At 65.2% G+C, this 10,205-nt stretch carries 9 protein-coding genes and 1 pseudogene; 7 read left to right on the forward strand and 3 right to left on the reverse strand.

Going from position 1 to position 10,205, the window contains the following annotated elements; genetic code table 11:
• The first annotated feature begins 134 nt into the window (after positions 1 to 134).
• Positions 135 to 1,022 carry a hypothetical protein gene (locus BANT918_RS16805; protein ID WP_101621226.1) on the forward strand — a complete coding sequence of 296 codons (888 nt, stop codon included), beginning with the start codon at positions 135 to 137 and terminating at the stop codon, positions 1,020 to 1,022.
• A 6-nt stretch (positions 1,023 to 1,028) separates the two neighbouring features.
• On the opposite strand, the gene BANT918_RS16810 is transcribed toward BANT918_RS16805, so the two are convergent.
• The 3 genes from BANT918_RS16810 to BANT918_RS16820 are packed head-to-tail and all read right to left on the reverse strand — an operon-like array spanning position 1,029 to position 3,048.
• Complete coding sequence (locus BANT918_RS16810; RefSeq protein WP_101621227.1) at positions 1,029 to 1,868, reverse strand: carbohydrate ABC transporter permease; 840 nt, start codon at positions 1,866 to 1,868, stop codon at positions 1,029 to 1,031.
• Positions 1,865 to 2,815, reverse strand: coding sequence for a carbohydrate ABC transporter permease (locus BANT918_RS16815; protein ID WP_101621228.1), 951 nt, complete (start codon positions 2,813 to 2,815; stop codon positions 1,865 to 1,867). The genes BANT918_RS16810 and BANT918_RS16815 overlap by 4 nt, the downstream gene beginning before the upstream one ends.
• A complete protein-coding gene (locus tag BANT918_RS16820; protein ID WP_127364485.1) occupies positions 2,815 to 3,048 on the reverse strand; it encodes a hypothetical protein in 234 nt (77 codons plus the stop codon). The genes BANT918_RS16815 and BANT918_RS16820 overlap by 1 nt, the downstream gene beginning before the upstream one ends.
• A 196-nt stretch (positions 3,049 to 3,244) precedes the next feature.
• Between BANT918_RS16820 and BANT918_RS16825 the strand changes: the two genes are divergently transcribed.
• The 6 genes and pseudogenes from BANT918_RS16825 to BANT918_RS16860 form a co-directional block, all read left to right on the forward strand.
• Positions 3,245 to 4,648, forward strand: coding sequence for a glutamate decarboxylase (locus BANT918_RS16825; RefSeq protein ID WP_101621229.1), 1,404 nt, complete (start codon positions 3,245 to 3,247; stop codon positions 4,646 to 4,648).
• 192 nt (positions 4,649 to 4,840) lie between these two features.
• On the forward strand, positions 4,841 to 6,328 hold the full coding sequence (locus BANT918_RS16830) for an APC family permease (protein WP_180957530.1): 1,488 nt from the start codon (positions 4,841 to 4,843) through the stop codon (positions 6,326 to 6,328).
• Between the two features lie 1,170 nt (positions 6,329 to 7,498).
• A complete protein-coding gene (locus BANT918_RS16840; RefSeq protein ID WP_101621232.1) occupies positions 7,499 to 8,785 on the forward strand; it encodes an ISL3 family transposase in 1,287 nt (428 codons plus the stop codon).
• A gap of 242 nt (positions 8,786 to 9,027) precedes the next feature.
• On the forward strand, positions 9,028 to 9,336 hold the full coding sequence (locus tag BANT918_RS17585) for a transposase (RefSeq protein WP_208618152.1): 309 nt from the start codon (positions 9,028 to 9,030) through the stop codon (positions 9,334 to 9,336).
• The gene (locus tag BANT918_RS17590) at positions 9,333 to 9,797 is read left to right on the forward strand and encodes a hypothetical protein (protein ID WP_180957528.1); all 465 of its coding nucleotides are present in this window, start codon (positions 9,333 to 9,335) and stop codon (positions 9,795 to 9,797) included. The genes BANT918_RS17585 and BANT918_RS17590 overlap by 4 nt, the downstream gene beginning before the upstream one ends.
• A gap of 5 nt (positions 9,798 to 9,802) precedes the next feature.
• Positions 9,803 to 10,081, forward strand: a pseudogene (locus BANT918_RS16860) (transposase); the annotation flags it as partial.
• Positions 10,082 to 10,205 lie beyond the last annotated feature (124 nt).

Raw genomic sequence — 10,205 nt, forward strand, 5'->3', positions numbered from 1 at the left:
GGGCGAAGAGGACCTCGCTCGAGGCCCAGTAGCCTCGACCAGGCAACCTCTCCCAGGCCCTGGCGCCGAACTCCCTGACCACCAGCCCGCACCGATCCACCTATCGGCACCAAGATGGATACCCCTTTTCGGGAATGGCGTCGCTGTCGACGGTGGGGGATGCTCGCGGGATCAACGTGGGCTTCACCGTCCATGACCGGCAGGAAGCCCTCATGTCCGCCACAAAGTCCTCCGACCAGGACATCTACCCCATCGGGGCAGTAGTAGGCAGCAGTGGCTCGGGGAAGACTCAGAGCCTGGCATACTCGGCGTACCAGTACTCGCTGGAGGGCCGTCCGGTGATCGTGATCGACCCGAAGAAGGGCTCGGACCTCTCGGCCGCGTTCGGGGACGCCTGCGTCACCTACTCGCTGGACTCCTTTGCCGGCTCCTCCGGCGGGCTCGGCGGATCCGGTGGCACCGGGGTGTGCGACCCGCTGCGTTTCTCGAAGACCCCCGCTGACGGAATCAACACCGCCGTGTCCGTACTGCACGACGTGAACGTGTGGCCGCACGGGTCGCGGCAGAACCTCGAAGCCGATCTGCAGGCGGCGCTGAAGTACGGCGTCGCCCACGGGGCGAAGGCCATTGGCACCGCGCTTCAGATCGCCAAGGCCGACGGGGAGGCCTCCGCCGAGCTGGCCGACCCGATCCTGCGCCAGTCCCGCACCGACCCCATGTTCGGCGCGATCGTCGGGCTGGACGACAAGGGCAAGGTGCTCAGCGCCAGCGAGGGCATCACGTACATCCGCGTCGGCAACGCGAACCTCGAGCTGCCGCCGATGGGCGTGGACCAGGCCTCACTGGGGCTGACGCAGCGGATCTCGGCGGCGCTGATCCGCATGCTGGTGTTCGGGTCCGCCGAGGCGCTGCGTGACCGCCGCGGCGTGCTGATGACTCGCCCGCGGCTGGAACGTCGCCGCGGAGCTCGATCACGACGGGCTCGCCCGGCCGATAGCTTGTGCGGGTGGGGAGAAGAGTGAGCATTTTCATCCTTTGACGGCCCCCGAGGTGAGGCCCTGTACGAAGTGGCGTTGGAAGACGAGGTAAACGATGATCACCGGGATGATCGCAATGATCGAGGCCGCGAACACCAGACCCCACTGCGTCGCATTCTGCCCCTGGAAGAGCTGGATCGCGATCGGCAAGGTGCGGTTCTGCGGGGAGTTGATGATGGTGAGCGCCCACGCGAACTCGTCCCAGCTGGCGAGGAACGTGAAGATCGTCGCGGTCGCGAGCGCCGGCCGCGCGAGCGGCAGCGCGAGGCGCCAGTAGCGGGTCCACGCGTTCGCGCCGTCCATCTGCATGGCGTGGTCGAGCTCGCCCGGAAGGGCCGCGAAGAAGCCGCGCAGCAGGAACGTGTTCAGCGCGAGGGAGCCGGCCACGTAGAACACGACGAGCCCGGCGAGCGAGTCGAGCAGCCCGAAGTACTTGGCCAGCACGAACTGCGGGATGATCAGCATCATCGCCGGAACCATCAGACCAATCAGCAGGATGCGGAAGATCCACTCCCTGCCCGGGAAATCGAACCGGGAGAAGGCGTAGGCCATCATAGAGCTGATGAGCACCGAGAGCGCGGTGGAGATCACCGCCACGATGAACGAGTTCAGGGCGTAGCGCGCGAAGTCCTGCGTGGTCCACGCCTGCACGTAGTTGTCGAAGGTGAACGGGTCGGGGATGAACTGCGGGGGCGTCGTCAGCACGTACGCCTGCGGCTTGAACGACGTCGACAGCATGTAGGCGAACGGCGTCACCATGACGACCGCGCCGACGATGAGCACGACGACGCGCAGGGCGGTGAGCGCCCGGCGGGATGCGACGGGGGTCATCGGTTCTCCTCCTTCTCGCGGAACACCCGCAGCTGGATCGCCGAGGCGAAGAAGACGATGATCGTAAGGATGACGGCGAGCGCCGAGCCGTAGCTGAAATCGAGATCGGAGAAGGCCTGCCGGTACATGTAGGTCAGCAGCACCTCGGTCTGCCCTCCTGGCCCGCCGCCGGTCATGAGCAGCACGGAGGTGAACACGTTGAAGCCGCCGATCACGAGCATCACGATGACGAAGATCATGGCCGGCCAGATCGCCGGCAGCGTGACGACGCGGAAGCGCTGCCACCACCCGGCTCCGTCGACCGTCGCCGCCTCCTCGAGCGACTTCGGCACGCCCTGGAGGGCCGCGAGGAAGATCATCATCGACCAGCCGACGCCCTTCCACACGCCGAGGGCGCAGATCGCGATCATCGCGGTCCAGCGCTCGGAGAGCCAGGAGGTGCTCCCGTCGGTGAGGTGTAGGAGGTCGCCGAGCGTGAAGTTGATGAGTCCCTCGTCGGCGAACAGGTATTTGAACAGCAGCGAGATGACGACCCAGCTGGTTACGACGGGCAGGTAGTACAGCACGCGGAAGAGCGGCTGCGCCGGTGCCTTCGAGCGCAGCAGCATCGCGACGGCGAGGCCGAGCACGATCTGCGGGGGCACCGTGAAAAGCATGTAGATGCCGCTGTTGCCGAGGCTCAGCCAGAAGCGGTCGTCCTGCATCGCGCGGAGGTAGTTGTCGAGGCCGATGAACTCGCTGGCGGCGCCGCGCAGGATGTTCCAGTCGTAGAAGCTGATCTGCACGGCCTGCGCGATCGGGTACAGGATGAACAGCCCGAACAGCAGCACGCCGGGGAGCAAGAAGAGGTAGGGGGTGAGGGAGACCCGGCGCCGGCGGCGCGGCGGAGGGGACTGCGGGCGCGGGACGGCCGGAGCTGCCCCGCGCTCATGCTGCAGAAGGGCCATCACTTGTTCTCGGCGAGGAGGGCGTCGATCTGCTTCGCGGCGGAGCTCAGCGCCTCCTTGACGCCGACCTTCCCCTCGAACGCGGGCACGAGCTCGGTGCTGAGGATGGCGTCCACTTCGCCGGCCTGCGGGATGGGGAGGCGGGCGCGTGCGGTCTCGAGCTGATCCGAGAACGTCTGGAAGTAGGGGTCGATCTTCGCCTGCGCGTCGGCGAACTCCGGCTTGACCGTCATCTGGCCGACCTTCGCCATGCCCAGCTGGTAGGCCTCGGACTGCGTGAACTCGACGAACTTGAAGGCGGCGTCCGCGTGCTCCGTCGCCTCGGTGAACTACACTGGAATTGGGTGTTGGCAACCCCGCCCTCGGTGAACTACACTGGAATTGGGTGTTGGCAACCCCGCCTGCGCTGCACGGTGAAGGAGGAAAATAATGTCGAACACGCAACGCATCACGCGGCACGAGGATGGACTCGACCGGGTCGAGCTCAACCCGATCTTCTCCAGGCCGGGAGAGGCTACGATGCTGCCGAAGTTTCTCTTCCCCGAGGAGGAATCGCTGCAGGAAACCGCTTATCAGATCGTCCGCGACGAGATGATGCTCGACGGGAATGCCCGACTCAATCTCGCGACTTTCGTCGGCACCTGGATGGACGATCACGCGGCTCGGCTTTATCTCGAAGCCGCCGATAAGAACATGATCGACAAGGACGAGTATCCGCAGACGGCAGCCATCGAGACGCGGTGTTGGCGTATGCTCGCCGATCTCTGGCACGCTCCGGACCCCGCCAATAGCATCGGGACATCCACGATCGGCTCGTCCGAAGCATGCATGCTAGGTGGCCTCGCCCTCAAGCGCCGCTGGCAGCATGCGCGCCGCAGTGCTGGAGAACCCACCGAGAAGCCGAACATCGTGCTCTCCAGCGCGGTGCAAGTGTGCTGGGAGAAATTCTGCAACTACTTCGAGGTCGAACCAAGGTATGTTCCCATCTCCGAGGAACATAAGGTTCTCGACGGTCACGGCCTCGAGAAGTATGTCGACGAGAACACTATCGGCGTTGTGGCGATCCTGGGCGTCACCTACACAGGGATGTACGAGCCCGTCGCGGCCATCGCCGCGGCGCTCGATCGCATCCAGGAGGCCACCGGAATCGACGTGCCCATCCACGTTGACGGCGCGTCTGGTGCCATGGTCGCTCCCTTCTTGCAGCCGGATCTGGAATGGGACTTCTGCATCGAGCGCGTCGCCTCGATCAATACATCGGGACACAAGTACGGCCTCGTCTACCCGGGGCTCGGTTGGGTCGTTTGGCGGGACATCACCGCGCTCCCCGACGACCTGATCTTCCGCGTCAGCTATCTCGGCGGCAACATGCCGACATTCGCTCTGAACTTCTCCCGCCCCGGCGCGCAGGTCCTCCTGCAGTACTACCTATTCTTGCGACTGGGACGCACAGGTTTCCACGCCGTGCAGCAGTCGACCCAAGACGTTGCGCTGTACCTCTCGAGCGAGATCGCGAAGATTCCGGCCTTCGAGCTCTGGAACGACGGCTCGGAGATCCCCGTATTCGCGTGGCGCCTACGAGATGGTTACACACAGAACTGGAATCTGTACCACCTGTCGGAACGGCTCCGCATGAAGGGTTGGCTCGTGCCCGCGTACCCGATGCCGGCCAACCTCGTGGACATCACCGTCCAGCGCATCGTCGTCCGCAACGGGTTCAGCCACGACCTCGCCTTCTCGTTCCTCGCAGACCTCCGGGAAGCAGTCGCCTACCTCGATGCCCTCGAAGGCCCGATGCCCGCAGAAGGCCAACACTCCGGATTCCACCACTGACCCAGAGCACAAGGAAGGGACGAGCTGATGTCTCACCACGAGTCCGCAGGACCGGACGAGCGCGCGGACGGCACTCAGGCCACTACGGCGGAGCACGTCAAACCTCATCCGTACGGCCGATCGGGTAACCGCCGCCCAAGAAACCACACAGGGCCGGCGATTGGTGCCCCCGCGGCAGGAGCGACGGCCTACATGTCGGTCGTGCAGCTGTCAATGCTCACGGTGGTAGTGGTGGCGTCGCTGCGATCCCTGCCCGCAATGGCCACCTATGGCCTGGGCTCCATCACGCTCTTCGTCATCCCCGCGATTCTGTTCCTCGTGCCGACCGCGCTCGTGGCAGCGGAGCTGGCAACGGGGTGGAAAGGCGGCATCTTCACCTGGGTGCGTGAGGCCTTCGGCGAACGCGCAGGGTTCGTCGCGATCTGGCTCCAGTGGATTCAGAACGTCGTGTGGTATCCCGCGCAGATCGCCTTCATCGCGGCAAGCTTGTCGTTCGTCGTCGGAAAGCCCGATCTCGTACAGAGCGGGATCTACACCGCCATCGTCATCCTCGTCCTCTACTGGGGATCGACTCTCATCACTCTCGCCGGCGGCAACCTCTTCGCCAAAGTCGGCAGCTGGAGCGGGATCTTCGGCACGATCCTCCCCGCGGTTCTCCTGATCGCGCTCGGAGCGCTCTGGCTGGGCACGGGAGAACATTCCGAGACCTCACTACAGCCTTCAGCGGTCATACCGCCCTGGACCGGGATCGCCGCGATCGTCCTCGTGGTCTCGAACGTTCTCGCCTATGCAGGCATGGAAGTCAATGCGGTGCACGCGAACGATCTGAAGAACCCGGGACGCGGCTTTCCCCGATCGATAGCCGTCGCCACGATCCTCATCCTGGGTGTGTTCATCCTCCCCACAATCGCGATGGCCGTGGCCGTGCCGCAAACCGACCTCGGGGTGACCAACGGCATCAACCTGGCCTTCCAGACCTTCTTCGACCACTGGGGCATCTCGTGGGGCACACCGGTGATCTCGCTGCTCGTCGCACTCGGTGCTTTCGCCTCGGTGGTGACGTGGATTGCCGGGCCCTCACGCGGCCTGCTCGCCGCCGCGCGGACGGGACTGCTTCCGCCGTTGCTCCAGCGCCGGAACAAGGCAGGGGTGCAGGTGGGCATCCTCGCGGTGCAAGGAGTGATCGTGACGTTGCTCGCACTGCTCTTCGTCCTCGTCCCCAATGGCAACACAGCATTCGTCGCCCTGGTGGACATGGCAGCAGCGCTCTACCTCATCATGTACATGCTGATGTTCGCCGCCGCGATCCGGCTGCGCCGGACGCAACCAAGGGTTGTTCGTAGCTACCGGACGCCTGTGATGCCCCTGGTGGCAGGCTTGGGTTTCATCTCCTGCGCCGCAGCCTTCATTTTCGCCTTCATCCGCCCTACCGGGTTCTCTGGGCTCTCCGATGCCACCTACCCCCTGGTCGTCGCCGTCGTCGTGCTGCTACTGGGCGGCCCTCCGCTGGTCTTTTACGCCGTGCGCCGCCCAACCTGGGACCGACGGAGCACGGCGGAGAAATCGAGCTCCGACATCGTTCTGGTGAATCCGATAATGGGTGCTGAGGCGGACTCGGGCACGCCCGACAGCGGTAGCGAGCCCACTGGGAGGAAGCCGCAGGAACGTCACGAGGACTGAACGCCTCCAGGCGCCGCATAATGACATAGCCCGTTGCGGACGACGGACTAGGTGTCGCGGGAGACTGGCTCGAGAGAGTCCACAACTTCGGGCGAGTCCTCCGTATCCCGGGACGCCGCATGGCGATGTCCATCCGCATACTCCCTGAGGAAAAGCGACGCGCGCGATCTCAGCATCTTCGATGTCGCGACGACACTCGCGATCGGACCGCTCATGGCTGCCATACTGATCAACCTGTCGCAATACGCGGCGAACCTGATCATCGCGCGACCGTGCGAAGGCGAGACCACATGCACCCCGAGCGCAGACGTCACCATGCCACTCTCCCTGCATTCGACTGCACGGCGTCCCTTGACAGCGACAGGCCCGCCGGATCGCAAGCATCTTCTGAGCCTGGCGGCTGCCTCCGGAGCGACTGCGCTGCCAGTCGCATCGGACGGCAATGCCCGGCGACGCGCTACGGAAGATGCCTGCGCCAGCTCAGAGCGACGATCCTGAAACTGATGAGCGCAAGAACCGCGCCGATGACGAACATGACCGTGCACGGGAGCCACGCACCCACCAGCGCAAGAACGGCGGGGATGAAGAACCCGATGTAAGTCAGCGAGTAGTACACCGACCGCGACAGCCGCCAGCACCATCCCCATGACGGTGACTGCGAGCGCCAAGCCGACACCGCGGGTCGAACCGGGGTCATCGAAGCGGCCCGCAATCCGCATACTATGCGGGTGCCTGGCAGAGAGTTAAGTGGCCACTTGCCGTCGACGATGTCAAGCAAGCTGTCGATGCGACAGCCGTCCCAGCCACGGCTTCGGCGAGAGAGCGCGTAGCGCTGATCGAGTGTTCTCCGGCTACACCCGCCCGATAGCCGAGAAGCCTACGTACCTTGAGTGGAGATAGACGATACTCGTGTGCTAGCATCAGCGCAGAGTTCAGGCTCTCTCACTTATTCGACGGAGAAGACACATGTACGGAGCGCACGGCGAGAACCGCCAGCGGCGCAATGGGCGCATCGGGGGATCATGCGCCTGCCGTACGACGGTGCTGTAGCAAACGGGCTGTTCCCGGTTCGTGGTGATGGGGAGCGTAGCGTCGGTGGCGTAGAACGGCTCGTGGTCCTGCTGTGATGGGTGTTGTCAAGACATCCGCATTCCAGAGGACCACGAGCCTGTGCACGAGAATACTGGTTCGCAGCGAGATGCTGCGAGCACGATCTTCAACCTGCCCGACTACCGCGTCATCGACGCCACCGACCTGCCCGACGGGGACCGGCGTGTGGTGATCGCCTCGACCGTCACGCCGGGCTGTCCGGTCTGCGGGGTGCTCGCGACGAAGGTTCACTCGCGCCGGTCACAGCGGGTCCGGGACGTTCCCGTGGCCGGGGCGACGGTCGTGGTGTGGGCCAAGCGTCGCTGGTTCTGCCTCGAGCCGGGCTGTGACAGGGGCACGTTCTGGGAGGCCACCGACCAGGTCCCTCGATACGCGCGTTCGACGACCCGGCTACGGGACCAGGTCGTCTCCGCTGTGATCACCTCCGGCCGGGCAGCCTCGGAAGTCGCCCCGGCCCATGGCGTCTCGTGGTGGCTGGTCCAGGCCGCCCTGAGTACCGCTGCCGTAGTCCTGCCTGCCGTCGACGACGTCCCGGTGACGCGCCTGGGGATAGATGAGCACCGCTACCGGTCGGTGCGCTGGTTCCGCACCGATCAGGGTGCGTGGAGGCGGTTCGAGCCGTGGATGACGACCCTGGTCGACCTGACCACCGGGCAGGTACTCGGTATCGTCGACGGCCGCGACAGCGCCGCGGTCGGCGACTGGCTCGGCCAGCGTTCTGAGGCCTGGCGGGAGCGGATCGAGATCGTCGCGATCGATCCCTCGGCAGCGTTCCGCAAAGCACTGCGGACCTACCTGCCGCGCGCCGCGGTCTCGGTCGACAAGTTCCACCTCGTGAAGCTCGGAAACGACATGGTCACCACCGTCCGTCAGCGCCTGGCCCGCACTCATCGGGGTCGTCGGGGCCGGAAGGACGATCCGGCCTGGGCGCACCGGATGCTGCTGCTGCGCGGCGCTGACACCCTGAGCCCGAAAGCGTGGGAGCGGCTGGAGAGGGTGTTTCGCACCGATGACCCCACCGACGAGCTCTCCGCCGCCTGGGGCATCAAAGAGCAGCTCCGACGCCTCCTGGCCACCGACACGCTCGCCCAGGCCCGGGAGGAGAGGATGCGGATGGGCTACTTCGTCCAGATCGCGAACATGCCCGAGGCGACCAAGCTCTACGACACCGTCGTGACCTGGTGGGACGCGATCGAAGTCCTCATCGTCACCGGCGCGACCACCGCGAAGGTCGAGGCCGCGAACACCGGCATCAAGAACATCAAACGCACCGGCCGCGGCTTCCGCAACGCGAACAACTTCCGAACCCGTATCCTGCTGACCAGCGCCGCGAGAACCGCAGCGTGAACACCCGCCACAGCAGGATCATTCACCACGAACCGCGAAGAGCCCGTTTGCCGATCCCCGCGTCCTGGACGCGGTTTCCCCGGGGCCGGGTGAGGAGTTCGACCCTGAGGAGTTTCTCCTCGGCAACGGGACCCTCTATCTCCTCGCCACCGGTGCGGGGGCTGGGGGGGGGGGGACTGATGCGCGGGTAGGTGTCACATGATCTGTAGCGCTGAGCAGCGTCGCAGGGAAGGATGTGCACCATGCCCGCTCCATACCCCCAGGAGTTCCGTGACGACGTCGTGCGTGTCGCGAGGAACCGTGAACCTGGCCAGAAGCTCTCCCAGATCGCGAAGGACTTCGGGATCTCGGAGTCCTGCCTGACGAACTGGATGCGCCAGGCCGATGTCGAGGACGGTGCCCGTCCCGAGACCACCCGCGAGGAGTCCTCCGAGCTGCGGGATCTGCGTCGTCGGAATCGGCTGCTGGAGCAAGAGAACGAGGTCCTGCGTCGCGCGGCCGCCTATCTCTCACAGGCGAATCTGCCGGGAAAATCCTCTACCCGCTCGTGAGCGAGCTCGCCGCTGACGGGATCCCCGTCGCGGTGTCCCTGCGGGTCCTGAAGCTCTCCCGCCAGCCCTACTATCGCTGGCGGAAACAGCAGGTCACCCCGTCGGAACTGGTCGAGGCGTATCGGGCGAACGCCCTGTTCGACGCCCACCGTGACGATCCCGAGTTCGGTTACCGGTTCCTCGCCGGCGAAGCGGAAGCGGCTGGCCAGCGCATGTGTGAGAGGACCGCGTGGCGGATCTGCCGGGACAACCGGTGGTGGTCCGTGTTCGGGAAGAAGCGGGGGAAGAACGGGAAACGGCCGGGCCCGCCGGTCCACGACGACCTCGTGCAGCGAGATTTCACGGCCGATGACGTCAACGAACTGTGGCTGACCGATATCACCGAGCACCGGACCGATGAGGGGAAGCTCTACCTGAATCGCCCCGGGTCTGGTGGAGGCTCTGAATCCACGGGAGGATGAGGAGCATGGCAGCACCGAGGAAGTACCCCGATGAGCTTCGGGAGAGGGCCACGAGGATGGCCGTGGACGCGCGGCAGGATCCAGCGACGAAGTCAGGCACGTTCCGTCGTGTGGGCGAGCAGCTCGGGATCAATCCCGAGACTCTGAGGAACTGGGTCGTGCAGGCCGAGATCGACGAGGGCCATCGGCCTGGGACCACGACCAGTGACGCCGAACGACTCGCTGAGCTGGAGAAGGAAGTGCGCGAGCTGCGCAGGGCTAACGCGATCTTAAGGTCCGCCTCCTTAGATTCAAATCGTCAAGGCAACACCTCTGGTTTTCGGGTGGTGAGGTCGTGCTGGGCCTCGAGCGGTGTTCGGAAGCTCAAACACTTTCGGGGTCGGGTGTTGAGCTCATGAGCAATGACGT

The sequence above is a fragment of the Brevibacterium antiquum CNRZ 918 genome (assembly GCF_900169145.1).
GTDB classification, from domain to species: domain Bacteria; phylum Actinomycetota; class Actinomycetes; order Actinomycetales; family Brevibacteriaceae; genus Brevibacterium; species Brevibacterium koreense.

Bases quoted from the DNA above. Each gene is read 5' to 3' on its own strand.
- BANT918_RS16805 (WP_101621226.1), top strand. From the start codon at position 135: ATGGCGTCGCTGTCGACGGTGGGGGATGCTCGCGGGATCAACGTGGGC.
- BANT918_RS16825 (WP_101621229.1), top strand. From the start codon at position 3,245: ATGTCGAACACGCAACGCATCACGCGGCACGAGGATGGACTCGACCGG.
- BANT918_RS16820 (WP_127364485.1), bottom strand. From the start codon at position 3,048: ATGACGGTCAAGCCGGAGTTCGCCGACGCGCAGGCGAAGATCGACCCC.
- BANT918_RS16830 (WP_180957530.1), top strand. From the start codon at position 4,841: ATGTCGGTCGTGCAGCTGTCAATGCTCACGGTGGTAGTGGTGGCGTCG.
- BANT918_RS16815 (WP_101621228.1), bottom strand. From the start codon at position 2,815: ATGGCCCTTCTGCAGCATGAGCGCGGGGCAGCTCCGGCCGTCCCGCGC.
- BANT918_RS16810 (WP_101621227.1), bottom strand. From the start codon at position 1,868: ATGACCCCCGTCGCATCCCGCCGGGCGCTCACCGCCCTGCGCGTCGTC.
- BANT918_RS17585 (WP_208618152.1), top strand. From the start codon at position 9,028: ATGCCCGCTCCATACCCCCAGGAGTTCCGTGACGACGTCGTGCGTGTC.